This window comes from Streptococcus sp. KHUD_011 (assembly GCF_046352925.1).
Classification (GTDB): domain Bacteria; phylum Bacillota; class Bacilli; order Lactobacillales; family Streptococcaceae; genus Streptococcus.
In genome coordinates this window covers 905710-931764 of sequence record NZ_CP157578.1, presented here as the reverse complement: position 1 = coordinate 931764, position 26055 = coordinate 905710, and the positions used below count along the sequence as shown (strand labels likewise).

Sequence of the window (26055 nt, the reverse complement as noted above, 5' to 3'; positions counted from 1 at the left end):
GACTAGCCAGATGTTGAAAAGAGAGTGAAACATTTGATGATGTAAAGGTTGAGTTGTACCTGTCTAGAATAGTAATAGTTCCCCCCATTTACGTAAAGTTCAGCACCATGAAAAATAGAAATGGGGTGAATATAACTATAAGTTTTTCCAGTGGCATTACCCAGCAAGGGAGCAACTGTATCACGGGAGTACTGTTTGGCTAGTGCTAGAGTATTTTCTTTGCCATTTTGGGCAATAAAATCGATATAGGCAGGTCCAAAATTATAGGCTTGCACAGCCGTCCAGACATCAACGTCCTTCTTCTGGGCTAGATAGAGATTGTCGGTCAAAGTTTGCACACCTTGCCGAATGCTAGACGCATTATCATTGATGGTATTGGTTGAACCACTTGCAGACTCACTGGACTGCATGACATCGCCTTCTTTTCCTTTTGTTTCGGTATAAATCATAGCGAGCACAAGCTCTTCGTTTGCTGGGGTGTCTTTTTCACTCAAGATTTCGCGAACCATGGGTTGATAGGTCATGACCTGCTTGACATCTTGGTGAACGCGGTAAGCTTTATAGCCAGCAAAAAGGAAGACTGCTAGTACAAGCACTCTTCGAATTCGTTTAAACATTATTTACTTTGAATATCCTCGATATTTTTGATTAAGATAGAGTAGGTTCCATTGTCATTTTGGATAAACTCAACAGACTCAGCATCTTGATAGACATTATTGGGAACAATGAGCTCAATTCCATTTGACAAGGAGAGTTTTTGGTTTTCAAATTTCTTTAATTGGCGACTGGCATCAATTTCATCAAACTGAACTGGCTCTGGTACGGCTTCTTTGACTTGGTCAATAAAGCTCAAACGAGCCGTCAGATTGTTGTCAAAAAGGTCATTAGCCAGTTTCTCAGGTGATAATTCATTGCTTTCTTCAAGATTGTTGAAAATCGCTGATTTGACCTTAGATTGAAATTGAAAATCATCTGTGTTAAAAGTCTCAGCAATTCTCTGAGCCGTTTTTTCTAGTTCCTTGATAGATTTCTTAGGTGAAATCTTAGGGGCGACAGCTAGGAGATTCTCTGAAAAATAGTTCACGAAAGCCCCGTTGTACTTGATTCGTTTTTCAATCAGATGGTACTTACGACTTTGAAGATTAACCACCAAGGCCTCATCAGCCCCTGTTCCAAATCCAGGCAGGTTATTCTGAGTCAGCTTGATTGGATTATCAACCTCTCCTCCAAGGTGGGTCAAGGTCTCCCGCAGGGCAATTCGTAAGAAAGCAAAATGTTCTACACCTTCTTTAGAAAATTGCACAAAAATCAAGTCATTGGTCTTGAGATTTTCGGAAATGCTGAACTCCTCTTTCCAGAGATTAGCCAGTGTTACTGATGTCTCCAACAAATCGTCTGTGATGTGATTGAAGAAGGGATTTTCTTCTTCGAAAATCCCAGTCTTAGCTTCATCTGAATACACACGTTCAATTTTTTTACGCAGGTATTCTTCGATTTTTGGAGTGATATTGAGAAACTTATCCGCTAAGAACAGCTCGGTATCATCCGGACTGAACTGATGGATAATAGCTTTCTTAATATAAATGTCCATAAAAATTTTAGTCCTCGTATAACGGGAAGGCATCTGTCAACGCTTTGACTTCACTTCTCACTTCTTCTAAGACAGCTTCATTTTCTGCATTCTTAAGGGTTTTAATGATGAGTTCAACCACTTTGCGACTTTCTTCTTCACCAAATCCACGTGCAGTAATGGCTGCTGCTCCAATACGAATACCACTTGTCTTGAATGGTGACAAGGTTTCGTAAGGGATTGAGTTTTTATTTAGGGTAATATTGACTTCATCCAGCAAGTTTTGAGCAACTTTTCCGTTTTCTACAACCTTGGTTACATCCACTAGGAAGAGGTGGTTTTCAGTTCCACCAGAAATGATACGGAAATCAGGGTCTTGCAAGAAGACATCTGCCATAGCCTTGCTGTTTTTGATAACATTAGTAGCATATTCCTTGAAGGCTGGATCCAAAACTTCTTTGAATGAAACTGCCTTAGCTGCAACAACATGCTCCAAAGGACCACCCTGAATACCCGGGAAAATTGCTGAGTTAATTTTCTTGGCCAGTTCTTCGTCATTAGTCAAAATCAAACCACCACGTGGTCCACGAAGGGTTTTGTGGGTAGTTGTTGTAGTGATATGAGCGTATGGTACTGGACTTGGGTGAAGACCAGCCGCCACCAAACCAGCAATATGAGCCATGTCCACCATGAGCTTCGCCCCAACAGCATCCGCAATTTCACGGAATTTTGAGAAGTCGATAATTTGAGAATAGGCTGAAGCACCTGCTACAATCAATTTTGGTTTTACTTCTTGAGCTTGTTTCAAGATAGCATCAAAGTCCAAGAGTTCTGTTTCAGGGTCCACACTATAAGACACAAAGTTATAAGTTTGACCTGAGAAGCTGACAGGAGCTCCGTGAGTCAAGTGTCCACCTGCAGCCAAATCCATCCCCATAACGGTATCACCTGGCTCAATCAAGGCCATGTAAGCAGCACAGTTGGCTTGGCTTCCTGAGTGAGGTTGGACGTTGGCGAATTTAGCACCGAAAATTTCTTTTGCACGTTCAATGGCTAGAGTTTCTACCACATCTACCACATCAGTTCCACCATAGTAACGGCGGCCCGGGTAGCCTTCGGCATATTTATTCGTCAAGATAGACCCTTGAGCTGCCATAACAGCCTTGGAAACAACGTTTTCCGAAGCAATCAATTCAATGTTATTTTGTTGGCGTTCTTCTTCTTTGGCAATAGCATTCCAGAGATCAGCATCGTATGCTTTAAAATCGTCTTTGTCAAAAATCATAGGTCTTCTCCTTTATAGTGTGACAGGTCCTTTAGTTTAAGAAAATAAACTAAAAGATGCGAATAAATCGTTTCTGCATTTTATCACAAGTATAACCAACTTTTTCATAAAATGCATGAGCACCCAGACGATGATCGGCAGAGTTTAAGCGGATAAACCCATAGCCACGTCTTTTTGCTTCTTGCTCCAACCCTTGTAGTAAGCTTTTACCAATACCTTGACCTTGTACTTGAGGTGAAACCGCTAAGGCTAAGATATTAAATCCTGCTTTGGAATAGAGAGATTCATAAACTTCAGCGTGGACATATCCAAGTAAGACATGATTAGCTGCATCCTCATAGCCAAGTAGGAAATGATGTAAATCCTGAGACAGTCTAGCTAGTTGGCTAGCCGTTTCCTCTGGACTAAAAGAATAACCCAAAGCCTCTTGGTTGATGTCACATATAGCTTTCACATCTGTTTCTTGCAAATCTCTTAGCATCTCATTCCTCCTCAAAAGAAATCTCTGGCAACCGAGCAAGAATATCTTCTCGCTTAATGGCTCCTTGACGTAAGATTTTCACCTTGTCTCCAGACAAGTCCAAAATAGTTGAATCCTGTCCAGTTAGAAAAACATCGTCTTGAAGACCCAGAACCTCTTGGTCAAAATCCTCTAGAATCTGACCAAAGGACACTCCACTTGACTGACCTGAGATATTGGCAGAAGGTCCAATCAAGGGACCTGTCTCTCGAATCAAATCCAGTGTGATAGGGTGACTGGGCATCCGAAATCCAACAGTTGAAAGGCCAGAATTGACCCAGTAGGGAACTCTGCCATTGGCTTCGAGAATAATGGTCAAGGGACCTGGTAAAAAGATCTCGACAAGTTTTGGTAGATAAGCTGGCTGATTCTTTGAAAAGTGCAATATGTCCTCTAGAGAGGCGATATTTAGATTGAGCGCCTTATCTCTAGGACGACGTTTGAGCTGGTAAACATGATCAACTGCTTTTTCGTCTAGAGCCTTGGCAAAAAGACCGTAAACTGTCTCAGTTGGCAGAACAACAGCCCCTCCCTTTTCTAATTCTTGTCTAATCTTGTTTATCATCAACGACAACCATCCTATCTTGACCAAACTGGTCCTTGAGTGTTCGTACTCGTTTTTCAGGAAGATGTTTCCTAAAAAGTTCAGGAACACTTTGACCTTGCTTGAATCCAATTTCAAGGTAAATCTTACCACCTTCCTTGAGATAGTCCTTTGCATCTTCCGCAATTCTACGGTAAATAGCTAGGCCATCCTCGTCTGCAAAGAGGGCTAGATGAGGTTCTGAGTGCAAAACATTCAAGCCTACCTCTGACTCATCTTCACGAGAGATATAGGGTGGATTGGATACAATTATATCATATTTTTCAGAAATTTCTGCAAAACAATCCGATTTTTTAAAAAATATATTAAATTTTTGATTTCTAGCGTTCTCGTATGCAAGGGCAAGGGCCTCTTGGGAAATATCTGCTGCCGTCACCGACCAAGCTGGACTGTTTTTTGCTAATGCAAGGGCAATGGCTCCACTTCCAGTCCCAATATCAAGAACTGAAAGATTCGTCTCAGGATTTTCATCCAGGATAAGTTCCACCAACTCCTCTGTCTCTGGACGAGGAATCAAAACTCGTTCATCAACTTTTAACTGCATTCCATAAAAATCTGCCTGTCCAATGATGTACTGTGGCGGTTTATGAGCTGCTAACTGTTGGAAAATTCCTTTAACAAAAACTTCTTCCTCTTTCGTCACTTCCTGCTGGAGGGCAAAGACAAAGTCAGTAAAAGAGAGATTTTTCAGGCTACGATAGACAAAAGAGAGGCTTTCTGCTTCCTCTCCTTGTCTTATCAACTCTTCTTCAAAATCTGAAAATAATTGAGCTAATTTCATTAATTATTTAATTCTTCTAATTTTTGTGTTTGGTCATAAAGTACCAAGGCGTCCACAACTTCATCCAATTTACCAGACAAGATGGTATCTAGTTTTTGGAGAGTTAAGCCGATACGGTGGTCTGTGACACGGTTTTGTGGGAAGTTATAAGTACGAATTCGTTCTGAACGGTCACCAGTACCGATTGTTGACTTACGCTCAGCGTCTTGTTCATCTTGTGCAATCTGAGCAAAGTGGTCAGCAACGCGTGCACGGATGATTTTCATGGCCTTCTCACGGTTTTTCTGCTGGGTACGTTCTTCCTGCATCTCAACCTTGATATTGGTTGGTAAGTGTACAATACGAACGGCAGTCGCAACCTTATTGACGTTCTGTCCACCAGCACCAGATGCGTGATAGATGTCAACACGAAGGTCTTTTGGATCAATATCGTATTCTACTTCTTCGACTTCAGGCATGACAAGAACTGTGGCAGTTGATGTATGGACACGACCTTGGCTTTCTGTCACAGGAACACGTTGCACACGGTGGGCACCTGATTCGTACTTGAGTTTAGAGTAAACTGACTGACCTGAAACCATGGCAACCACTTCTTTGAAACCACCTACACCATTCATAGAGGCTTCCATAACTTCAAAGCGCCAACCTTGGGCTTCCGCATACTTTTGGTACATGGTTAGGAGGTCACCAGCGAAAAGTGCTGCTTCGTCTCCACCAGCAGCGCCACGGATTTCAAGGATGATATTCTTGTCATCGTTTGGGTCTTTAGGAAGGAGCAAGATTTTTAGTTTTTCTTCGTATTCTTCTTTTTCAGCCTTGGCATCTTTGAGTTCTTGCTTGGCCATTTCTTCCAAGTCAGCATCTCCACCTGATTCCTTAATCATCTCTTCAGCATCGACGATGTTTTGAAGGACTTGCTTATACTCACGGTAGGCTGTTACCGTATCACGAGTTGAAGCTTCCTCCTTTGAAAGCTCCATGAAACGCTTAGTGTCAGATACTACATCTGGGTCACTCAGCAATTCTCCTAATTCTTCATAACGGTCTTCTACAGCTTGTAGTTGATCATAGATGTTCATTTTTCTTCATTCTCCTTATTGATTTCAGGGGCAAAATAATGTTTACGGCAAACTGAGATATAGGTTTCATTACCACCAATCTGGATCTGTTCTCCATCATAAACAGGCAAACCGTCCTGCGTACGCAAAACCATAGTCGCCTTTTTCTTACAATACTGACAGATGGTCTTAATCTCATCAATCTTGTCTGCTAAAAGCAAGAGATATTTGGAACCTTCAAACAATTCATTCCGAAAGTCATTTTTCAAACCAAAAGCCATGACGGGTATGTCTAACTCGTCCACAACACGAGCTAAGTCGTAAACATGGTGACGCTTGAGAAACTGAGCCTCATCGACCAGCACACAGTAAGGTTTTTCTGATAGGTCTCGAATATAGCCAAAGATATCCGTCGTCTCCTCAATCGCAAGAGCAGGGCGTTTCATACCGATTCGACTCGACACATAGCCAACACCGTCACGCGTATCCAGAGCCGAGGTCATAATGACAACACCTTTTCCTTGCTCCTCATAGTTATAGGCCACCTTGAGAATCTCGATCGTCTTACCAGAGTTCATGGTCCCATAACGATAATACAACTGTGCCATGTTTCTTGCTTCACGTCCATTTCTAAATTTTTGCTACATTCTAGTATATCATAATTTTCTTAAGCTTTAAACGGCAAAATGTGGTAAAATAGAAGAAATCAAAAACTAGTGGAGGAAGCTATTATGCCATTTGTACGCATCGATTTATTTGAAGGACGCACGCTCGAGCAAAAGAAATCTCTTGCTAAGGAAGTAACGGAAGCTGTTGTCCGCAACACTGGAGCCCCTCAGTCTGCTGTCCATGTCATCATCAATGACATGCCAGAAGGAACTTATTTCCCACAAGGGGAAATGCGCACCAAATAAGCTAGCTTAAGCAGAATTGCTTAGGCTTTTTCAATCTCCAAGTAGCATCCATTGAAGAAATAACCTAAATTTGTTACAATTTGAAAGGATACTTGGAAAAATTTCTAAGAAAAGAGCTATTTATTAAAGGAAATATTATGATTACACGTGAATTTGATACCATCGCTGCTATCTCTACTCCACTAGGTGAAGGGGCTATTGGTATTGTCCGCCTGAGCGGGACAGACAGTTTTGCCATTGCGCAAAAGATTTTCAAAGGAAAAGACTTGAGCAAGATTGCCAGCCACACTCTCAACTATGGTCACATCGTTGACCCTCTGACTGGAAAAGTCATGGACGAAGTTATGGTTGGGGCTATGAAATCTCCAAAAACCTTCACTCGTGAGGATATTATCGAGATCAACACCCACGGTGGGATTGCGGTGACCAATGAGATTCTCCAGCTAGCGATTCGTGAAGGAGCTCGGTTGGCAGAACCAGGTGAATTTACCAAACGTGCCTTTCTAAACGGTCGTGTAGACTTGACACAGGCTGAAGCCGTTATGGACATCATCCGTGCCAAGACTGACAAGGCCATGAACATTGCGGTCAAACAATTGGATGGTTCCCTTTCTGACCTCATTAATAATACCCGTCAAGAAATCCTTAACACACTTGCCCAAGTTGAGGTCAATATCGACTATCCTGAGTATGACGATGTTGAGGAAGCGACTACTGCTGTTGTCCGAGAGAAGACTATGGAGTTTGAGCAATTACTAACCAATCTTCTTAGAACAGCCCGTCGCGGTAAAATTCTTCGTGAAGGAATTTCCACTGCTATCATCGGACGTCCCAACGTTGGGAAATCCAGTCTGCTCAACAACCTCTTGCGTGAGGACAAGGCTATCGTTACAGACATTGCTGGTACTACTCGAGATGTCATCGAAGAATACGTCAACATCAATGGTGTCCCACTCAAATTGATTGATACAGCCGGCATTCGTGAAACAGATGACATCGTGGAACAAATCGGTGTTGAACGTTCGAAAAAAGCCCTCAAGGAAGCTGACTTGGTACTACTTGTGTTAAATGCCAGTGAACCACTGACCACCCAAGATCGCCAACTCTTAGAAATCAGCCAAGATACTAATCGCATTATTCTGCTTAACAAAACTGATCTTCCTGAAGCAATTGAAACTTCGGAACTTCCTGAAGATGTCATCCGCATTTCAGTTCTTAAAAATCAAAATATCGATAAGATTGAAGAGAAAATCAACGACCTCTTCTTTGAAAATGCTGGTTTAGTCGAGCAAGATGCTACTTACCTATCTAATGCCCGTCATATTTCCTTAATTGAAAAGGCCGTCGAAAGCCTACAAGCTGTTAACGAAGGGCTGGAACTAGTTATGCCAGTTGATTTGCTTCAAGTTGACTTGACTCGTACTTGGGAAATCCTCGGAGAAATCACAGGTGATGCTGCTCCAGATGAACTCATCACCCAACTCTTTAGCCAATTCTGTTTAGGAAAATAAGAAAAATCCATGATCATTCGGTCATGGATTTTATTGTCTTATTAGTAATCTGGTCTTAAAACACCTGTTACAGTTGCCTTAGTTGCTTCGTAGTCGCCATCTACAACAACCTTGATAATGCGTTTGGCATCTTCTTCTGGTGCTGGAACAAGAGGTAGACGAGTTGGTCCAGCTTCAAATCCCATGTAGTTAAGAACCGCCTTAACAGGAGCAGGACTTGGATAAGAGAAGAGAGCATTGACTTTAGGAATGAATTTACGCTGAATAGCCGCTGCTTTCTTCATATCGCTTTCTGCAATTGCAGTGAACATTTCGTGCATCTCATCCCCATTTGTATGGGATGCAACAGAAATAACCCCGTCCGCACCAAGGTTCATGGCATGGAAAGCATCTCCATCTTCACCAGTATAGACCAAGAACTCTTCTGGTTTGTGCTCGATCAAGTAAGCCATATTGGCCAAGCTAGTACATTCTTTGACACCGATGATATTTGGATGGTCAGCCAAACGAAGCATGGTTTCTGGAGTCAATTCGACAACCACACGACCTGGAATGTTATAGATAATAATTGGTAGGTCAGAAGCATCTGCAATCGCCTTAAAGTGCTGGTACATACCTTCTTGAGAAGGTTTGTTGTAGTAAGGTACGATAGCAAGTCCAGCTGCAAAACCACCAAATTCTGCTACTTCTTTGACAAACTCAATCGAGTCTCGCGTATCATTGGTACCTACACCTGCAATCAAAGGAACACGTCCATTGACAATCTTTTGTACAGCCGCAAATAGTTCCAACTCCTCATCGTGGGTCAAAGTTGGACTCTCTGCAGTCGTCCCAGCTAGAAGAATGCCGTCTGTGTGATGGGCCAACAAATGCTCAATCAAGGCTGGAATGGCATCAAAGTTGATAGAACCATCCTCGTGGAAAGGGGTAATGAAGGCCGTGATGATTTTACACTCTTTTAAATCTTGATAAGACATGAGAAACACCTCTCTATTTCAAAGAAGGAGTTCTTCTGAACTCCTAAACAATATGACTATTTTAATTCAAATTTCAATTCAGCTGTTGCACGAACCAAGCCACGTTCATGAAGAGTTTCTGCAATCTGAACTGAGTTCCAAGCAGCACCTTTGAGAAGGTTATCTGAAACAACCCACATGTGAATTCCTTTTTCTGCATCCAAGTCTTTACGGATACGACCAACAAAGGTATCACGTGAACCCACTGCATTGATGGCTTGAGGATAGATTTGATGAGCCACATCATCTTCAAGAACAGCACCTGGGAAGGCTGCGATAGCTGCTTTCACTTCTTCGATTGGAGCCACTTCTTTTGTTTCGATATAAACTGACTCAGAGTGGGCTGACAAAACAGGAATACGGACGCATGTTGCAGATACTGCAATACTATCATCTTCCATGATTTTTTTCGTTTCTTTAGTCATCTTCATCTCTTCGTAAGTGTAATCATTATCAGTGAAGACATCAATTTGTGGAAGAGCGTTGAAGGCGATAGGATAGTGTTTCTTGTCACCACCTGAAGGCAAGATTTCCGCATGCAAATCACGTGGTTTCACTCCATCATTTAAAACTTCACGAAGTTCACGTTGTGTCTCAAGAATTGCTCCCATACCAGCACCTGAAACGGCTTGGTAAGTTGAAACAATGATACGGTCCAATCCCCATTTTTGGCGAACTGGCTCAAGAGCCACCATCATTTGGATTGTTGAACAGTTAGGGCAGGCAATGATACCATTGTGAGCATCAAGTGCGTGAGCATTGACCTCTGGAACAACCAAAGGAACATCTGGATTTTGACGGAAGTAAGATGTATTATCTACTACTACCGCGCCAGCCTTCACTGCGTATGGTGCATACTTAGCAGATGTAGAACCACCTGCTGAAAAGAGAGCAATATCAACTCCTTCAAAAGCTGTTTCAGTTGTTTCTTCAATCGTAATATCTTGGTCTTTAAATTTCAAAGTCTTGCCTGCTGAACGTGCAGAAGCAAGTAAACGGATTTTATCGATTGGAAGTGTTGATTCTTCCAACATTTTTATCATCTGAGCTCCGACAGCACCTGTCGCGCCGACTACAGCAACTGTATATCCCATAAATAACCTCTTTCGGAATTTTCTAAAAATTTCTATAATAGATGTATTATACTACTTTTTCCATGAATTGCAAAGCATTTTCATCAATTTTTGGAAAATAAAAATCCCCAGTCGTTAGACCAGGGACTAAGAGGCATCTTCATGTGATGAGCAGGTTCACACAACTCATCAAGGTCCGCTCCTGCGTTATGACCTCCTTATGCTCAATAGTAGTCCGAAGACTACCTATCGACTCATCGCATCTTCTATTCTACTAAAGAGAATGACTTTTGTCAACAGACGAAACTCTTTATACTCTTCGAAAATCTCTTCAAACTTCGGCAGCGTCGCCTTACCGTATGTATGGTTACTGACTTCGTCAGTTTCATCTACAACCTCAAAGCAGTGCTTTGAGCAATCTGCGGCTAGCTTCCTAGTTTGCTCTTTGATTTTCATTAAGTATTAATTTCATTTACACAGGTACATAAGAAATATCTTTGAAAAATTTGGGGCAGATTTGGGGCAGACATAACAAAAACCCTTGTAAATCAAGGGCTTTTCTGTCTATTTCATGCTAATTGCCGGGATTGAACCGGCGACCTCATCCTTACCATGGATGCGCTCTGCCAACTGAGCTAAATCAGCTTACTTAAAAAGTATACTATAGTTAGAAAATCTTGTCAAGTTTCCTTAGAAATTTTCCATAAGAAAAAGCTAGGTAATAGCCACCCAGCTCATCTTTTTCTATTTGCTTAAATCGATGCGACGATCAATTTTACCAATAATAATCGCTCCAACAATCAATGAGGCAAATTCACCGATTCCTGTTGTAAACCAAGTAAGGAAAAATGGTAATTGCGCTACGATATTCAACTCGGCAGCGATGGTAAACATAGAAATTGAAAATAGGATTGAAAAGAGGAAATGATCTTTTCGAATCAATCCGTTAAAAAGGTAATCTTTGCTGTATTTTGCAAAAAGCCAAACACCTAGACTGAGGAATACCAAGGTTGATCCACCACCAACAAAAACATCTAGCAGTCCGAAGCTAAAGAAATTAGCAATCATACAGCCAATGGTAACTCCAATGATGTACTTGGGATTGTAAAAAGCCATAAAATTCATCATTTCTGAAATACGGAACTGATAAGCACCATAGCTAATGGCATTTAGAGGCGGTGTGACAGTCAAAACGACATAGATTGCAGCAACGATTGCGATATCTGCTACGTCACGAATAGTTAATTTTTTCATCTTTTCTCCTTTGGCGGGTTGTCCGCGTAAAATATGCTTGGTGAAAGAAGTTAAGCACCAAGGGTTGCTTGAATCAACCTTACTAGTATAGCACAATAGCCTGCTTTATGCTATACTAAAAGCATGAAAAAACGCATTCAAACTCTCTTCGTGAATGAGCTCTTAGCCTATCTTTTTTTTGGAATAGCAACTACTCTTGTCTCCATTCTATCTAGATTAGTCATTTATCAATTAACCCATAGAGAACTCCTTGCTACTGCCTTAGCAAATATTATCGGTATCCTATTTGCTTTTATCACCAATGATACAATTGTCTTTAAGCAAGCTAGAGAGAATTGGTCAATTCGTTTAGTAAAATTTACTATAGCACGTCTTTCTACTTTTCTTTTAGACTTGTTTTTGACTTTTCTCTTTGTAACTCAGTTTCCTAATATTATCGGGCAATTTGTAAAATATAATATTAATAAGGTAATTGGCATTGAAACAGTTATTGCACAATTCTTAATAATTATCCTCAATTACATTTTTAGTAAGGTATTTATTTTTAAAAAATAAGAAAAATTTTAAACATATAGCTTGCAAGAACTTCTTAATTAATATATAATTAAGTGTAAAAATTTTTTAAAAGGAAATTATGAAAATGTTAAAAGATCTTAAAGCATTTTTGCTTCGTGGTAATGTTGTTGACCTTGCTGTCGGTGTGATCATTGCCTCTGCTTTTGGTGCTATCGTTACTTCATTTGTTAATGATATCATCACTCCACTCCTATTGAACCCAGCCTTGGAAGCTGCGAAAGTACAAAATATCGCTGAGCTTGCATGGAATGGTGTTACATATGGTAAATTCTTGAGTGCTATTATCAACTTCCTTGTTGTAGGTACTGTTCTCTTCTTCGTTATTAAAGCTATGGAAAAAGCTCAAAGCCTTACTAAGAAAGAAGAAGTTACAGAGGAAGCTCCAGCTGGTCCAACTGAGTTGGAAGTACTTCAAGAAATCAAAGCCCTTCTTGAGAAAAAATAATCGATTAAAAGGATCTAGCGCAAAGCTAAATCCTTTTTCTTTACTCTTTTGGTAACTTACCTGCTTTCTCAAGCATTTTCTTGATAAGATAAGGCATCTTAACATTTTCCCGACCTTTTTTCTCAATCAATTTTTTCACAAATTCTGGCATTTGTAAATCTTCAGATTCAGCCAAAATGTTTTTCGTCTCGTCTGAAGGAACTAATTCATCAAAGGTTTCTTCTTCTGGGAGAAATTCCTTAAATTCTTGATGTTCATTGGCTCTGACTGTATTGACCAAGGCATCAATCAAACGAGAATCTGTATTGGGCATTGGTGGACGATGATAGTTCACCCCCAATTCCTGACACAAGTCATAACATTCCACATCGTTGTCAAACAAGACTTCAATATGCTCGCTGATGAAGCTGATAGGAACAAAAATATAATGGTCTGGATGTTCTTTCTGCTCTCTGAGATACTCCAAAACATCTGGCTTAATCCATGGAATCCCGATATCACTTTCACTCTGCCAAGTGTTAGTATATTGCTCAGAACTCAAACCTAGTTTTTCAGCGACTAGCTTGCTATTTTCAAAAATTTGATCGATATAAGGATCTCCAAAATCCAAGGCAAAAATGGGCACACTGTGGGCTGAAAAGATGACTTTAAAGCTATCCTGCTTTACTTCTTCTTTTAAAATTTCACCAATTTCATCTGCCCAATAGTTTAAGAGCGCTTCTTCTTGATACCAGTCCTTAATAACTAAAAATTGAATTTGCTTGCTTTCTAAAAACTTCTCATAACCCATGACAGAGTAAAAAGAATAATGAGGCTCCAAAATCAAGCAAATACACTGTTCAATGCCGTCTGCTTCCATCTGACCAATCACATCTGGAATAAAGGGTCTAGAAAACTTATTAGCAAAATAAACACTGTATTCATTACCCAGCCTGCCTTCTACCAAGGCAACCTCTTCTCGAGTAATTTTTTGCAGAGGCGTCCCTCCAATTAGTACATAATTATCATAGAGAGTTTGAATCTCGTGGTCTTGAGGTCTCACTCCACGACGAATATTTGTGAAAAAATCAGCCACACCTTCAAAGGTAATATCTTCTGGCGAACCGAAAGTCATCATTAAAATTGCTTTTTTCATAATCGCTTCCTTGTGATATTTTTATCAAGTTTATTTTATCATTTATCCATTAATAAGTAAACGCAAACCTAGAGAATTTCCCTAACTTCTGTCTTTTGTTTTTCTCTTCTTTCTATGATACAATGGAAAAAATGAATTCAAAAGGAGTTTTTTATGACTTATCCAAATCTCTTGGACCGCTTCTTAACCTACGTTAAGGTCAACACGCGCTCTGATGAACACTCTACTACTACTCCAAGTACGCAGAGTCAGGTTGACTTCGCAACAAATGTTCTAATTCCTGAAATGAAACGTGTTGGACTGCAAAATGTTTACTATCTACCGAATGGTTTTGCAATTGGAACCTTACCAGCCAATGATCCATCTTTAACACGTAAGATTGGCTTTATATCTCACATGGATACTGCTGATTTTAATGCCGAAGGAGTCAATCCACAGGTAATTGAAAACTACGATGGTGGTGTGATTGAACTTGGAAATTCTGGTTTCAAACTCGATCCAGCTGACTTTAAGAGTCTTGAAAAATATCCAGGACAAACACTCATCACAACAGATGGAACAACCTTGCTAGGAGCTGATGACAAGTCAGGCATTGCTGAAATTATGACAGCTATTGAATATCTTACTGCTCACCCTGAAATTAAACACTGTGAGATTCGTGTTGGTTTTGGTCCAGATGAGGAAATCGGTGTTGGTGCTAATAAATTTGATGCAGAAGATTTTGATGTTGATTTTGCCTACACAGTTGATGGTGGTCCATTAGGTGAGCTTCAGTACGAGACCTTCTCAGCAGCGGGTGCTGAATTGCATTTCCAAGGACGCAATGTCCACCCTGGTACTGCCAAAGGGCAAATGGTCAACGCCCTTCAGTTAGCAATTGATTTTCATAATCAACTTCCAGAGAATGACCGACCTGAGTTAACAGAAGGTTACCAAGGCTTCTACCACCTAATGGATGTGACAGGTAGTGTCGATGAGGCGCGTGCAAGCTACATCATTCGTGATTTTGAAAAAGATGCCTTTGAAGCGCGTAAAGCAGCAATGCAGTCTATCGCTGATAAGATGAATCAAGAACTTGGTAGCGACCGTGTCACTCTAAACTTGACAGACCAGTACTACAATATGAAAGAAGTCATTGAAAAAGATATGACTCCAATTACAATTGCTAAAGCCGTTATGGAAGATTTGGGTATCACTCCTATTATCGAACCAATTCGTGGAGGGACAGACGGCTCTAAGATTTCCTTTATGGGAATCCCAACTCCTAATATCTTTGCGGGTGGAGAAAATATGCATGGACGTTTTGAATACGTCAGCCTTCAGACTATGGAACGTGCAGTTGATACCATCATTGGTATCGTAAATTATAAAGACTAAAAGACGAGGTAGCTCAGCTACTTCGCCTTTCTTTTTATTCTGCTGGTTTTTCTTGATTTCCAGTACTTGTTGTAGATTCTGTTGTTTCCTTTTCTGAAGCTGGTTCAGCAGGTTTAGAATCTGTTGTGTTGCTTGGTTTGTTTTCGTCGTTTGCAGTTTCACTGTTAGATTCCGCAGCTGCTGATGTTTCAGTTTCGGAACTTGTGTTCTCACCATTTGCTTCAGCGTTTGTCGCTGGAGTTGCTTCTTCACTCGCGCTTGATTTTGACTTAATTTCTTGATTCAAGACCAGAATAGCTTTTGTCAATTCAAGTAAAGCAGCCTTATCCTTACTCTTAGCAGAAAGTTGGTCTAGTAATGCATCCACCTTATCAAAGTCTGCATCAGACCCCTTATTGTTTTCTAAATATGCGTGAAGCGACATGAGAATATCGTAGAGTTTTTGGTAGAGTACAAGTGTCTGAGGATCTTGCTCAGCATTTTCCTTCTCTTGTTGGAGGGCGCTAGCGATACGAGTCAAGACATCTTTTACCTGACTGTTTACTTCATCCAAGTCTGCATCAGCCTTGTTTGTGGCAGCTTTGAGATTTTCTACTTCTTCTGCCAAGGATTGTCTGATTCCTTCTTCTTGGATTTGCTCTAAGAGTTGAGTTGCCTTGCTCAAGAGACTTTCTACTTGTTCCTTGCTAACATGATTGACATGTTCTTCAGGCATAAAGTCTCCGTACAGTTCTTTCAAGAAGCCATAAATAGCTGTCTTGGCACTTTGATTATCAACTTTTTCAGTATCTAGAACTGTTTGACTTGATTTCGCAGTAGTTGGCTGAGCTTTCAAAGCTTCTTCCACTTCTTGTTTTGCTTGATAGATGCTTGGGAATAATTTGTTCAATTCTGCTGCTTTTAGGAAGGATTGAGATTGATACAAGGTCCAAGTCAACTGAGCTACTTTGTTTCGCAGTTCATCACTCAAACGACCGTCATTTACGTGTTCGTAGAAATACTTGATGTATTCTACAGTTGTAACACCTGTTCGGTCATTAAAGTCTTGCAAGGCTTGAAGTTGTGATTCAACCGCTGCCAAACCTGCCTCATCTTTAGCCAACTTAGCTTCTTGGAGTCGAACGAGAAGGTCTTTCTTAGGAAGCCCATAAGAATCTGTATCCAGTGTATTGATTTTATCAATCAAGGCTTGATATTTCTTATCTAGAGCACTTGTTTCAACAGGTTTGACACTTTCATCAATATGGATATATTGCTTATCAAAGAGATCAAGGGTTGCAAGATAACCTGCTGTAGAGTTAGTTGCCAGTTTCTTCATGTTTTCAGTAAACTGTCCTAAGGCTAACTCAATCTGTCTTTGTTCGATAGGCTTGTCTTTGTAGATACTTCTGCTATCAGCTAAAAGTTGATCTACTTTTGCCAAGACTGCCTTCTCATCAAAAGCTCCAGGTTGATAATTGGATTGTAGGGCTGGAATCTTGTTTTTCAAAGCCACTTCATATCCCTTCGTTTGAACCTTGATGTAGTGATTGTGGTCACCATGAGGGATCACAAAACTACCATTTTCTACCTGCAAACTATAAGGAGACACCCCATCTCGCAAAGCAGTCGTGTAAAGTTCATTTAGGAAATCAAGTTCTGGATTGCCAGTTTGAAGAGGAATCCGAACGTGTTCTTTACGAACAGCATAGGGATGGATATGAGTTGGATCGTAGGCTTGGTCTGGATTTCCAAAGACAAAGAAGCCGTTTGAAATTCTAATCGCTTCAAGTGGAACTCCATAAGTTTTAGAGATATAAGCAATCTTTTCTTCATCACTAGCATCTCTTGAGAAAGACTCTACCGTTTTAGCAAGAGGTTTTACAGGCTCTGCATCATGATGTGTTTTCAAATGATCCTGAGCTGCCTTGATTTGATCAGCAGTCAAATCCTTCTTGAAGAAGTAATGGTTATGATCACCATGACTCATAATAAAGCCTTGATCATCCTCACTTATGACACGATTAGCATCAAAACCGTGATCATGGTCTTCATCATGATGGTGTCCATGATGATCTTCATCGTGATCGTCATCATGAGCTGGATTTGGTGTTGCTGTATTTGCACCTTTCAAGTGGTCTTGTGCGGACTTGATTTGATCAGCAGTCAAATCCTTCTTGAAGAAGTAATGATTATGGTCGCCGTGACTCATGATAAATCCTGAGTCATCTTCAGCAATAATACGATTGGCATCAAAGCCGTGCCCATCTTCTTCATGTTCCTCATGTGAAGTTCCTGGATTGATTGGAAGAGATGGCGAAGGTGTTGTTAGACCATTATTTGGAAGAGTCGGTTGACCAATTTGATTCGACTTAGGAATGTAATGGAAATGATCACCATGTCTTACAATATAAGCTGTGGCTGTTTCTTCAACGATATCTTTTGGATTAAAGATATAACCATCAGATGTTGAAGAAATTTCCTTATTTAACGTTGAAGAAGCATTATTCAATATAGATGGATTACTTGGAATATTTCCTAGACTAGACGCTACTTCATGAGGTTTTTCATTTGTAGAAACTGTCGAACCAGTTCCACCGATAGGCACCATTCTAGCAATCTTTTCTTCTAAAGGAGATAGCTTGCTGTAAGGAATAAAGTGATAATGGTCACCATGCGGAATCGCAACTCCATTTGGTGTCCGACTGATAATCTTAGCAGGGTCAAAGACCAGACCATCTGATTCACTGTAACGTTTGTCGCTAGGTGAATCGTAGAGTTCTTTCAATAAACTTTGGAGATTTTCAACTTTGCTTTCTGGCTTGCTAGTTGAGCCTTGTGCCACAGATTGCGTGTTATTGTCACTAACTGCTGAAGAATAGCTTAGCTGACTTGGTTGCGTATTTTTGCCAGCTAAATGAGCTTTTGCTGCTGCTAATTCACTAGCAGACAAATCACTTTTTGGAATATAGTGGTAGTGACCACCGTGAGGAACTATATAAGCATCACCCGTATCTTCGATAATATCAGCTGGATTAAAGACATAACCATCATCTGTCGTATAGCGTCCCTGAGATCTTGCTACAGCAACATCAGAGCTGACCTTCTCATTATCTTTGACGTGTTCTTGTTTTTGACGATTGATTTCATCCTTAGTTCGAACATTATCAGCATGAGCTACATCTTTCAGATAGACATAATATTTTCCATCAACCTTGATGATATAACCACCCTTAACCTCATTGACAATATCAGCGTCTTTAAGTTGATAATTAGCATCCTTCATCAGAAGTTCTTCACTGAAAATCGCATCATAAGGAACTTTCCCATTATAGTAATGATAGTGGTCACCATGTGAAGTCACATAGCCCTGATCTGTAATTTTGATGACAATTTGCTCAGCCTGAATTCCTTCTTTTTGACTGACCTGATCTGGTGTCAAGTTTTCAGTTTTCTGACTTGACTGACTGCCATCCACATAAGAGACACGATTATTGTCCTTATTTTCCTGCGAGCGATGCTGGTTCAGTGCATAGGCGCAAAGACTCAAGGATACGATAACAGCTGATCCGGCTGCAATATACTTTTTACTGAATTTCATAAAACCCTCATTTCAATAAATGATGAAGCTTTTCTTAACTTCTTTTTCTCGGTTAAACAGTTTTTCTAAACTGGTTATTTAACCAATTAATTAACCAGTAAATAGTTTACCTTTTTTAAGTTTATCTGTCAAGATTTTTATGTCATTTTAAAAAAATAAAAGCCAGTATTGCTACTGACTCTTACATCATTTTGATTTAATAGGATAAACTTATGCTTCTGGTTTCGTCGTAACTGACTCACTACCTTTTAACAAAGCAAGTAGTTTCTCTGCTTCTGCCATGATGCCATTATTATCCATGGTTTGAAGACTCAGATTATTTCGTAAACCAGATAGGCTCTCTGTCACATTGTCTTTTAAACTAGCATCCGTTACTTTAGCAAGTAGAGCTTCTACTTCTTTGAGTTTGGCTTCTACTTTTTCGGTTTCTACTTGAGGTACTTCAGCTTCGTCTGTTGTATCTTTAGATACTTCTTCTGTCTCGTCTTCATCAGTGCTCGGTTTATAAAGATTATCTACTGAAGGGGTTGAACCTGTATGATTTTCTTTTTCATTGGATTCAGGACGAGTTGACTCGTCTGATTCATGACGATCTTCCTTATCTTCATCAGATTTACTGTCTTGGTCTGCCTTATTTTTACGAACATGGTCGCTGGCATTTCCCCAACCATTATCTGAGTGAGGACGTTCTTCAGGATGTTCAACATAATATTTTACAGTCGCAAAGAGATCCTCAAGGCTATAACCCTTAGGTGCTTCATAGAGTCCTTCGTCAAACCAACCAAATTTAATGTTATGGTAATGGTCGTAATGAGGTATAATTAAGCTACCATTTTTAACTTCAACAGTATGTTGTAGATTGTAAGGAATATGATCAAGTGGAACCTTCTTAGCTGCTTTCACTTTATTATAGATTGCTTCTACTCCTTTAACCTCAGTATTTCCTGAACCCTGATTCTCTGTTGGAGGAGGTGTCAAACCTTTCTCTTTAGCATAAGCCTGGGCTGCTACTCTTTCAGCTTCAGACAAGCTCTCTTTCTTAATCCAATGACTATGGGTCATATGCGGAGTTACATAAGCATCTCCCTCATCACTGGTAATATCACGAATGTCAAAGATATACCCATCTTCTGTTGTATACTTACCTGCTAATTTCGCTAATTTAATTTCAACATCTGTATAAGCAATTTGAGCATTTGGTTTGCCAAGTCGCTCTGGATGAGTAATTGGTGCTAGGAAAGCTAATAAATCATCTACCAATTTTCCTTTATTAGTCGATTCATCATTCAAGCGTTCTGCTAATTTGTCTAAGGCTTGGAAATCAGAAGTACGACCCTTATTTTCAGACAAGGCTTTATGAGCCTCGGCCAATAACTTATATGCTTTATCATAAAATTCTTGGTCACGAGGAGCGACATTTTCTTTCTTCGCAACTAGAGTGTGTGTGTCTTGAGTTTTCTTAGACAAGAGATTTTCAATAGCGTCAATCTTATCCTTGGCCAAATCTTTAGCAAGAACATAACGACTGACTCCCTTATCCTCTATAATATATCCATCACCAACTTTTCTAACAACCTGGTTGACATCAAATTCTGTCGGTTTATTTTCCACTGGTGCTAGAGGTTTGGTAGTAGGGGCTGGCTTCAGAGGAGTAATACTTGGCAAGACACTGCCATTTTGTCCCTTAACAGCTATCATACGAGCCAATTTTTCTTCCAGCGGTGACATTTGTGAATAAGGAATAAAGTGATAATGATCTCCGTGAGGCACTGCAACACCATTAGCTGTACGTTTGATGATTTGTACCGGATCAAAGACTAAGCCATCCGATTCCACATGGCGTTCTGACAAAGGTTTGGCATACAATTCACTTAAAAGTGTTGAAATGTCTTCCCCATGATTTTGATGATATGTTGGTGTGACAGTCAGGTTTGGAGTCTCTGTCAAACTTGGTTGGGCTGGTTTAGCATTATCACTACTTGGTTTACTTGAGCTTGTGGCAGAATGTGAGCCCTGCTTCCCATTCCAATAGGCTTGAGCAGCAGCCAATTCTCCTGCTGACAAATCACTCTTAGGAATATAGTGGAAATGATTTCCATGCGGTACAACAAAAGCGTCACCTGTATCTTCAATCACATCTGTCGGACTAAAGACATACCCATCATCCGTTGTATAAGCTCCTCCAGTTCCTCGATTCGGTGCCGGCGTATTGAGATTAAAGTTTGGTTTAATGGTTGAACTTGGTGTTGAACTTGTTCTCTCAGGACTGCTTGGTTTCGTATTATTAGAATGACTTTGAACTGGCTGACCTCCAATTGGTAGATTTCGAGCCAATTTTTCTTCCAAAGCAGACATTTGCGAATAAGGAATGAAATGGAAATGATCTCCGTGAGGAACTGCCACACCATTGGCAGTACGTTTTGTAATCTGTGCTGGGTCAAATACTAATCCATCAGACTCCACATGACGTTGGCTAAGTGGCAAAGCGTACAATTCTTGGAGGAGACTATCCAAATCCTCATTTTGACTCTCAGGAGCTGCTGCAGGATTTTGAGGAGACTCAGATTGACTCGTTCTCACACTAGATCTTGTTTCAGCTCTGCTTGAACGATATTCAACTGTACTTAATTGACCACCTTTTCCAGATAAGAAGGCTTGCGCAGCAGCTAATTCACTAGCAGATAAGTCACTCTTCGGAATATAGTGGAAGTGATTGCCATGAGGAACGATATAGGCATCACCCGTATCCTCAATGATATCAGAGGCATTAAAGATATAACCATCATCCGTTGTATAGCGTCCTTGAGCTCTGGCTGCAACTACTGCCTGATCATTAGAAGCACCCCCGTGATTACTACTATGTTCCTGCTTCTGACGTTTAATCTCTTCTTTTGTCCGAATATTGTCCGCATGGGCCACATCTTTAAGGTAAACATAGTATTTTCCGTCTACCTTAATCACATAGCCACCCTTGATTTCATTGACAATGTCTGAATCCTTCAACTGATAATTCGGATCTTTCATCAGCAGTTCTTCACTGATGATAGCATCATAAGGAACCTTGCCATTATAGTAATGATAATGGTCTCCATGAGAGGTCACATAACCTTGATCCGTAATCTTGATGACGATCTGTTCTGCGTTGATTCCCTCTCTTTTACTGACTTCATCTGGTGTCAAGTTCTCTGCCTTTTGACCAGCCTGATCACCGTCTATATAAGCAACTCGATTAGAATCTTTCTTAACTTGACCAGCTTGATACCGTCCAAGCTCATAGGAACAAACACTTAGGGCAAGAACTGCCACTGAACCTGCTACATATTTTTTATTGATTTTCATTCTTTCCTCACTTTAATTCTTCTGCTAGAACACTCATATTTTCTTCCAGGTTTTCTAAATAAGTCTTGTCATTTTGTGGGTCTGCCTCTAAAGGATTCAGAGTTTTAAGACCCACACCTGTTGATTTGACAAGAGTTTCAGCTACTTTTGAAGAAGCATTACTTTCTGTAAAAATTGTTTTAACCTTATATGTTTTAACAAATTCCTGAATTTCTGTAAGTTGTCGTGGACTTGGTTCTTGTTCAGGAGAGATACCTGCAATACCAAGTTGATTAAGTCCAAATCTCTTCGCTAGATAAGAAAAGGCTGTATGTTGTGTTACAAATGTTTTCTGAGTCGCTTTTTCAAATTTAGGCTGGAATTTCTTAGTTAGTTCTTGAGCTTTTTTGATAAAGGCTTGCGCATTTTTCTGGTAAGTTTCTTTATGCTCACTATCCACCTCTGAAAGTTTATCAGCGATAATCTGAGCTTCTTCGCCAGCTTTTTCAGGATCTAGCCAAGTGTGAGGGTCATAGAGCGTTTTTTCATCAACTCCATCCCCTGCTTCCACATCTTCTAGCCCTGGGACGCGGTCTAAAGTCATTCCCTCTGAAGCCTCTAAAACCTTCACTTTAGATTTTTTTAGATTGGGATCTAAACTTCCTGCCCAAGATTCTAGCGTATGAGAATGGTAGACAAATACATCTGCATCATAGATGGCTGCGATGTCATTTGCCGAAGGTTCAAAGGAGTGAATCCCACTACTTGACTGAATCATCCGAACATCATTCAAGTCACCTGACACTTCCTTTACCATAGCGTAGATAGGATAAAAACTGGTCACAATTTTCATCCCTTTTCCTGTCTGGCTTTCCTTTTGACCACAAGCACCTAAACACAAAAGAAAGACACTTAACAATACTAAAAATAAACTTTGTTTTTTCATGGATAACCCCTTAACTATTTAATTAACTGGTAAACATTCTACTCCTAAAAATTTAATCTGTCAAGCTATTTTTAGAAAAAATTTGAAATTTCTTTCACATATAAAAATCAGGGCCGCCTTGTTTTTCAAAAGTGATCCTTGCTTGGTCGTTTTGGAGGCTTGCTCAAAGCGATGGTTGTAGGACCAGTTTGGCAACCAGATGAGGGCCGCTAGGCCAACAAAGAGGGTCAATAGGATAACAAAGGTCTGCCAGGAACTAGCTTCTACAATCGGTACAGCCACCATTGAACCGACCGTTCCCGCTAAGCCCATCATGGTGATATAGACGGTGGTATAGAGCCCAACCTTAAGTGGGAAATGCACGGAGACCAGACTGGGCAGGAGGACATTGATAATGGCCACTGAAATACCGATTAGGATGGTTCCAAGAAAGAGCCCTGCTACACCTACAATCCGAAGCAGGGAGCCAGCTGTCATGACCAAGAGGGCCAGGCCCAAGAGTTTTTCCAGACCCAATCGAGCCGCCCAGCCAGGAGCCAGGGAAGAACAAAGGGCAAACATGACGAGGGGCAGAGAAGTCAAAATGCCCAAGTCACTGACTGAAACACCCAGGCCAGCCGCAATATCCGTCAAAACAGCTGGAATCGCAGTAAATGGGACCCGCATCACGGCCCCCATCATCATCACACCAATCAATAAAAAGAATGATTTTTTCTTGTTACTAGAGTTTTTCATACACCTAGTATAGCATAAGTTTTGCTAGGGAGTAAATAATTGAATGGTTCAAAGAATTTTTTTTGAAAGGAGGCTACTCCTGCTCCCCTTTTCTATCAGATGTTGCCCAATCATCAGAAGTTGAGACTTCTTTACTCGTAAGGTATAGAAGAATAGATTCTCCAAAACCATATAGATTGACAGTCCAGAAAGTAAGAAGTAAGAGGTTCCGATGACTTGTTCAATCTGAGTTAGGGTAGCAATCCCTTCTCGTAGCACTTTATAGAGGGGGGCATTTTCTTTTAAAATGGTCCAAATGGCTTTCAAAGTCGCTTCCATGTCCCCAAGGCTTTGTAAACTAAGGCTCCGCAGCTTGTCTAAAATCTGTTCAACAGTCGCTTGAAAATCATACTGTCCAAGCTCGCCAGATAGCTGGTAAATCTGCCATCCCTGGATGATCAGGACAAGCAGGACAGCCAAAATAGCCCCAGCCATCAGCCAGATTAGCCCGTAATAGGCCCAGGTCAGGCGCATCAAGGAAGGACTAAGTCCTCTTTCTCTCTTCAAAATGCCCAGCAAGTGCATATTTCCCCAAAAGTAGAGGATGAGCTGACCCAGAAAGGCAAGAATCAAGAAAACTCCCATCCAAATTAGTTTTTGGCTGATAAAGGTGCCGAATTCACCTGCCAAAAGGGCGTCCAGATAGGCCATGGAGGGAGTCAGACTGGCTTTGATGATTCCCTGGTAGATGGCCGGCTGGAGCATGAGTAGGACAAAGATAAGCAAAGCCCAAGAGCCATGGAGCAGCCGACTGAAATTAGGCTTCACCATGAACTCTTCCTGCTTTCACTTTTATACCCATCCACCGTAACATGAAGATGAGAATGAGGGCAATGGGCCAAAGTTTGACTGGGAAAAAGAGGGAGATGAAGATACCTGCCAGCCACTCCTTCTGCAGCAAGGTGACCGCCAAAGAAAGGCTGACAACCAGAACGACAAAGAGGGGGTCGTAGCCTGGCAGCAATTGGGCCACTGCAAAGCCCTGCAGGATGCTGGCAAAGGTGATGGGAAAAATATCTCCGCCTGTCCAGCCTGTTTCCAGGCAGATTTCCAAAAAGAGAAGTTTGAGAAGGGACAGACCAAACAAAACTAGGACTGGTAGCTCCAGCCCCATCTCCACAACTGAGTGCATGGCATGCTGGCCAGAAAAGAGCAGGCTGGGCGCAAAAACCGCAATTCCAAAGATGGCAATTGCACCAAGCATGACTTTAGCAAAGAGAGGCAAGGAATACGCCTTCAAGACAGCTTTTATCTTTTTCATCAGCCAATAGTAGACTTTACCAAAGAGGAAGCCATAGAGCATGAGGGGCAAAATCAAAACCAATTCCGCCATCTGCCACTGGCTGTCACCCAGTTTGGTGATAAAGGAAGGTTGCTCGGTCATCCGCATCAGCAGGACAAAAATAATCAGGCCGTTGACAATGAAAAACAAGCGCTTCTTCTTATCCGTTCCCTTCTGGCTGGCTGGATAGGTCAGCAGGTATTGACTGGGATGGAAAAGCCTGACAAACTTATCTTGGAGGGGCAGGTGCTTCAGCTGCTCTCTATTAGCTTCTAGGTAACGGAGCTTATCCGCCTGCCAGATGGAGTAGGCAATGACTGCCCCCAACAAAGGGGCCTCTGGCCCAACTCCTGCTCCCATTACAAGGATGAGTAGGGCCAAGACCAGGCTGCGCCAAGTATGGCGGTAATTGACGGTCTGACCTTCTTTCAGCTCCTCCATCAGCTCATGGCTGGTTCTAGGCAGACTCCCCCACTTTCGTTTGAGGGCAAAGACCAAGAAGCCACCCACCAAGAGCAAGAGACCTTTATAAAGGTTGGGAAAGGGCACAGAATGCCCCCAGCTTTCCCACAATAGATGGCTGCCAAATTTTTCAGCCATCAGAAAGAGAAAGGCAACTAGGGCAATCAGACTGCTCAAGCAGAAGCCCGAAAGCAGGATCCTAAGATTTTGTTTCTTCATCACTTTTGATCCTCCTCCTTGGGCAAGAGCTTGTTCATCTCCATATAGTAGGTCACCACAATCCCTGACAGACAGCCGAAAAAGAGGAGGCCATAGAGAGACAGGATAACACTGACAATCCTGCCGATGGCTGTTGTCACCACAATATCCCCATAGCCCGTAGTGGTCGAGGTCACGAAAGAATACCAAATACTATCTCCGAAAGTCTCAATGGCAGGCTCAGTAAACAACAAGATCAGGGCTGCCAGAAAGAGATAACAGACAAAGGACAGGATAAAATTGGAAAAATGGGTTACCTTGACAATATGCCACAAAACCTGCAAAGGTTTCTTTTTTCTAAGATTCGCTTTCATGG

Annotated in this window: 25 protein-coding genes, 1 tRNA gene and 1 riboswitch; of the genes, 5 read left to right on the top strand and 21 right to left on the bottom strand. The window is 41.1% G+C overall.

Features of this window, described 5'->3' with window-relative positions:
* Positions 1-2 precede the first annotated feature (2 nt).
* The 8 genes from pmp23 to ABKJ27_RS04245 are packed head-to-tail and all read right to left on the bottom strand — an operon-like array spanning position 3 to position 6426.
* Positions 3-617 (bottom strand): cell wall hydrolase Pmp23, encoded by a 615-nt coding sequence (gene pmp23 / locus ABKJ27_RS04280; protein WP_084929659.1) that lies wholly within the window; start codon positions 615-617, stop codon positions 3-5.
* Complete coding sequence (locus tag ABKJ27_RS04275) at positions 617-1591, bottom strand: nucleoid-associated protein (protein ID WP_192855459.1); 975 nt, start codon at positions 1589-1591, stop codon at positions 617-619. Before ABKJ27_RS04275 ends, pmp23 begins: the two co-directional genes overlap by 1 nt.
* A 7-nt stretch (positions 1592-1598) precedes the next feature.
* Entirely contained in the window at positions 1599-2855 is a 1257-nt protein-coding gene (gene glyA / locus ABKJ27_RS04270) for a serine hydroxymethyltransferase (RefSeq protein ID WP_261444636.1), read from the bottom strand.
* A gap of 49 nt (positions 2856-2904) precedes the next feature.
* Positions 2905-3336 carry a GNAT family N-acetyltransferase gene (locus tag ABKJ27_RS04265; RefSeq protein ID WP_261444634.1) on the bottom strand — a complete coding sequence of 144 codons (432 nt, stop codon included), beginning with the start codon at positions 3334-3336 and terminating at the stop codon, positions 2905-2907.
* Position 3337: 1 nt separating this feature from the next.
* Entirely contained in the window at positions 3338-3940 is a 603-nt protein-coding gene (locus ABKJ27_RS04260; RefSeq protein ID WP_261444633.1) for an L-threonylcarbamoyladenylate synthase, read from the bottom strand.
* Positions 3924-4760: a peptide chain release factor N(5)-glutamine methyltransferase gene (gene prmC / locus ABKJ27_RS04255; protein WP_410012111.1), complete on the bottom strand. Its 837-nt coding sequence runs from the start codon at positions 4758-4760 to the stop codon at positions 3924-3926. The genes ABKJ27_RS04260 and prmC overlap by 17 nt, the downstream gene beginning before the upstream one ends.
* Complete coding sequence (gene prfA / locus ABKJ27_RS04250; protein ID WP_049550982.1) at positions 4760-5839, bottom strand: peptide chain release factor 1; 1080 nt, start codon at positions 5837-5839, stop codon at positions 4760-4762. The genes prmC and prfA overlap by 1 nt, the downstream gene beginning before the upstream one ends.
* Complete coding sequence (locus ABKJ27_RS04245; protein ID WP_138705293.1) at positions 5836-6426, bottom strand: thymidine kinase; 591 nt, start codon at positions 6424-6426, stop codon at positions 5836-5838. The genes prfA and ABKJ27_RS04245 overlap by 4 nt, the downstream gene beginning before the upstream one ends.
* Before the next feature lie 123 nt (positions 6427-6549).
* Here ABKJ27_RS04245 and ABKJ27_RS04240 point away from each other — a divergent pair, with 123 nt between their 5' ends.
* Both ABKJ27_RS04240 and mnmE read left to right on the top strand, forming a co-directional pair.
* Positions 6550-6732 (top strand): 4-oxalocrotonate tautomerase, encoded by a 183-nt coding sequence (locus tag ABKJ27_RS04240; RefSeq protein ID WP_033677268.1) that lies wholly within the window; start codon positions 6550-6552, stop codon positions 6730-6732.
* 137 nt (positions 6733-6869) lie between these two features.
* Positions 6870-8243, top strand: a complete 1374-nt coding sequence (gene mnmE, locus ABKJ27_RS04235; RefSeq protein ID WP_410012110.1) for a tRNA uridine-5-carboxymethylaminomethyl(34) synthesis GTPase MnmE — start codon at positions 6870-6872, stop codon at positions 8241-8243.
* A 41-nt stretch (positions 8244-8284) separates the two neighbouring features.
* On the opposite strand, the gene dapA is transcribed toward mnmE, so the two are convergent.
* From dapA to ABKJ27_RS04210, 5 genes are all read right to left on the bottom strand, one after another.
* Entirely contained in the window at positions 8285-9220 is a 936-nt protein-coding gene (dapA, locus tag ABKJ27_RS04230; protein WP_000121608.1) for a 4-hydroxy-tetrahydrodipicolinate synthase, read from the bottom strand.
* Between the two features lie 56 nt (positions 9221-9276).
* The gene (locus ABKJ27_RS04225; protein ID WP_410012109.1) at positions 9277-10353 is read right to left on the bottom strand and encodes an aspartate-semialdehyde dehydrogenase; all 1077 of its coding nucleotides are present in this window, start codon (positions 10351-10353) and stop codon (positions 9277-9279) included.
* A gap of 225 nt (positions 10354-10578) precedes the next feature.
* On the bottom strand, positions 10579-10788 hold the full coding sequence (locus ABKJ27_RS04220; RefSeq protein WP_410012108.1) for a hypothetical protein: 210 nt from the start codon (positions 10786-10788) through the stop codon (positions 10579-10581).
* 116 nt (positions 10789-10904) lie between these two features.
* Positions 10905-10977, bottom strand: a tRNA-Thr gene (locus ABKJ27_RS04215).
* A gap of 99 nt (positions 10978-11076) precedes the next feature.
* Positions 11077-11586: a QueT transporter family protein gene (locus ABKJ27_RS04210; protein WP_410012107.1), complete on the bottom strand. Its 510-nt coding sequence runs from the start codon at positions 11584-11586 to the stop codon at positions 11077-11079.
* Positions 11584-11681: riboswitch (PreQ1 riboswitch) on the bottom strand. Its footprint overlaps the gene before it by 3 nt.
* Before the next feature lie 28 nt (positions 11682-11709).
* On the opposite strand from ABKJ27_RS04210, the gene ABKJ27_RS04205 reads away from it, so the two are divergent.
* Together ABKJ27_RS04205 and mscL are read left to right on the top strand one after the other, a co-directional pair.
* Positions 11710-12141, top strand: a complete 432-nt coding sequence (locus tag ABKJ27_RS04205; protein WP_410012106.1) for a GtrA family protein — start codon at positions 11710-11712, stop codon at positions 12139-12141.
* An 85-nt stretch (positions 12142-12226) separates the two neighbouring features.
* Entirely contained in the window at positions 12227-12607 is a 381-nt protein-coding gene (gene mscL, locus ABKJ27_RS04200) for a large conductance mechanosensitive channel protein MscL (protein ID WP_261031234.1), read from the top strand.
* A 40-nt stretch (positions 12608-12647) separates the two neighbouring features.
* Here the strand turns inward: mscL and hemH are convergent, their stop codons facing one another.
* Entirely contained in the window at positions 12648-13742 is a 1095-nt protein-coding gene (hemH, locus tag ABKJ27_RS04195; RefSeq protein ID WP_410012105.1) for a ferrochelatase, read from the bottom strand.
* 153 nt (positions 13743-13895) lie between these two features.
* Between hemH and pepT the strand changes: the two genes are divergently transcribed.
* Positions 13896-15119, top strand: a complete 1224-nt coding sequence (gene pepT, locus ABKJ27_RS04190) for a peptidase T (protein WP_410012104.1) — start codon at positions 13896-13898, stop codon at positions 15117-15119.
* 34 nt (positions 15120-15153) lie between these two features.
* Here pepT and ABKJ27_RS04185 read toward each other — a convergent pair whose 3' ends face one another.
* From ABKJ27_RS04185 to ABKJ27_RS04155, 7 genes are all read right to left on the bottom strand, one after another.
* Entirely contained in the window at positions 15154-18699 is a 3546-nt protein-coding gene (locus tag ABKJ27_RS04185; protein ID WP_410012103.1) for a pneumococcal-type histidine triad protein, read from the bottom strand.
* Positions 18700-18909: 210 nt separating this feature from the next.
* Positions 18910-22038 (bottom strand): pneumococcal-type histidine triad protein, encoded by a 3129-nt coding sequence (locus tag ABKJ27_RS04180; RefSeq protein WP_410012102.1) that lies wholly within the window; start codon positions 22036-22038, stop codon positions 18910-18912.
* 7 nt (positions 22039-22045) lie between these two features.
* Positions 22046-22963 carry a zinc-binding lipoprotein AdcAII gene (gene adcAII / locus ABKJ27_RS04175; RefSeq protein ID WP_000744916.1) on the bottom strand — a complete coding sequence of 306 codons (918 nt, stop codon included), beginning with the start codon at positions 22961-22963 and terminating at the stop codon, positions 22046-22048.
* A gap of 60 nt (positions 22964-23023) precedes the next feature.
* Positions 23024-23698 (bottom strand): MFS transporter, encoded by a 675-nt coding sequence (locus tag ABKJ27_RS04170; protein WP_239682356.1) that lies wholly within the window; start codon positions 23696-23698, stop codon positions 23024-23026.
* Between the two features lie 48 nt (positions 23699-23746).
* A complete protein-coding gene (locus tag ABKJ27_RS04165) occupies positions 23747-24508 on the bottom strand; it encodes a hypothetical protein (protein WP_143188770.1) in 762 nt (253 codons plus the stop codon).
* On the bottom strand, positions 24495-25700 hold the full coding sequence (locus ABKJ27_RS04160; protein WP_031365521.1) for a chloride channel protein: 1206 nt from the start codon (positions 25698-25700) through the stop codon (positions 24495-24497). The genes ABKJ27_RS04165 and ABKJ27_RS04160 overlap by 14 nt, the downstream gene beginning before the upstream one ends.
* Entirely contained in the window at positions 25700-26053 is a 354-nt protein-coding gene (locus ABKJ27_RS04155) for a potassium channel family protein (RefSeq protein ID WP_031365520.1), read from the bottom strand. Before ABKJ27_RS04155 ends, ABKJ27_RS04160 begins: the two co-directional genes overlap by 1 nt.
* Positions 26054-26055: the final 2 nt, after the last annotated feature.

Bases quoted from the DNA above. Each gene is read 5' to 3' on its own strand.
- pmp23 (WP_084929659.1), bottom strand. From the start codon at position 617: ATGTTTAAACGAATTCGAAGAGTGCTTGTACTAGCAGTCTTCCTTTTT.
- ABKJ27_RS04275 (WP_192855459.1), bottom strand. From the start codon at position 1,591: ATGGACATTTATATTAAGAAAGCTATTATCCATCAGTTCAGTCCGGAT.
- glyA (WP_261444636.1), bottom strand. From the start codon at position 2,855: ATGATTTTTGACAAAGACGATTTTAAAGCATACGATGCTGATCTCTGG.
- ABKJ27_RS04265 (WP_261444634.1), bottom strand. From the start codon at position 3,336: ATGCTAAGAGATTTGCAAGAAACAGATGTGAAAGCTATATGTGACATC.
- ABKJ27_RS04260 (WP_261444633.1), bottom strand. From the start codon at position 3,940: ATGATAAACAAGATTAGACAAGAATTAGAAAAGGGAGGGGCTGTTGTT.
- prmC (WP_410012111.1), bottom strand. From the start codon at position 4,760: ATGAAATTAGCTCAATTATTTTCAGATTTTGAAGAAGAGTTGATAAGA.
- prfA (WP_049550982.1), bottom strand. From the start codon at position 5,839: ATGAACATCTATGATCAACTACAAGCTGTAGAAGACCGTTATGAAGAA.
- ABKJ27_RS04245 (WP_138705293.1), bottom strand. From the start codon at position 6,426: ATGGCACAGTTGTATTATCGTTATGGGACCATGAACTCTGGTAAGACG.
- ABKJ27_RS04240 (WP_033677268.1), top strand. From the start codon at position 6,550: ATGCCATTTGTACGCATCGATTTATTTGAAGGACGCACGCTCGAGCAA.
- mnmE (WP_410012110.1), top strand. From the start codon at position 6,870: ATGATTACACGTGAATTTGATACCATCGCTGCTATCTCTACTCCACTA.
- dapA (WP_000121608.1), bottom strand. From the start codon at position 9,220: ATGTCTTATCAAGATTTAAAAGAGTGTAAAATCATCACGGCCTTCATT.
- ABKJ27_RS04225 (WP_410012109.1), bottom strand. From the start codon at position 10,353: ATGGGATATACAGTTGCTGTAGTCGGCGCGACAGGTGCTGTCGGAGCT.
- ABKJ27_RS04220 (WP_410012108.1), bottom strand. From the start codon at position 10,788: ATGAAAATCAAAGAGCAAACTAGGAAGCTAGCCGCAGATTGCTCAAAG.
- ABKJ27_RS04210 (WP_410012107.1), bottom strand. From the start codon at position 11,586: ATGAAAAAATTAACTATTCGTGACGTAGCAGATATCGCAATCGTTGCT.
- ABKJ27_RS04205 (WP_410012106.1), top strand. From the start codon at position 11,710: ATGAAAAAACGCATTCAAACTCTCTTCGTGAATGAGCTCTTAGCCTAT.
- mscL (WP_261031234.1), top strand. From the start codon at position 12,227: ATGTTAAAAGATCTTAAAGCATTTTTGCTTCGTGGTAATGTTGTTGAC.
- hemH (WP_410012105.1), bottom strand. From the start codon at position 13,742: ATGAAAAAAGCAATTTTAATGATGACTTTCGGTTCGCCAGAAGATATT.
- pepT (WP_410012104.1), top strand. From the start codon at position 13,896: ATGACTTATCCAAATCTCTTGGACCGCTTCTTAACCTACGTTAAGGTC.
- ABKJ27_RS04185 (WP_410012103.1), bottom strand. From the start codon at position 18,699: ATGAAATTCAGTAAAAAGTATATTGCAGCCGGATCAGCTGTTATCGTA.
- ABKJ27_RS04180 (WP_410012102.1), bottom strand. From the start codon at position 22,038: ATGAAAATCAATAAAAAATATGTAGCAGGTTCAGTGGCAGTTCTTGCC.
- adcAII (WP_000744916.1), bottom strand. From the start codon at position 22,963: ATGAAAAAACAAAGTTTATTTTTAGTATTGTTAAGTGTCTTTCTTTTG.
- ABKJ27_RS04170 (WP_239682356.1), bottom strand. From the start codon at position 23,698: ATGAAAAACTCTAGTAACAAGAAAAAATCATTCTTTTTATTGATTGGT.
- ABKJ27_RS04165 (WP_143188770.1), bottom strand. From the start codon at position 24,508: ATGGTGAAGCCTAATTTCAGTCGGCTGCTCCATGGCTCTTGGGCTTTG.
- ABKJ27_RS04160 (WP_031365521.1), bottom strand. From the start codon at position 25,700: ATGAAGAAACAAAATCTTAGGATCCTGCTTTCGGGCTTCTGCTTGAGC.
- ABKJ27_RS04155 (WP_031365520.1), bottom strand. From the start codon at position 26,053: ATGAAAGCGAATCTTAGAAAAAAGAAACCTTTGCAGGTTTTGTGGCAT.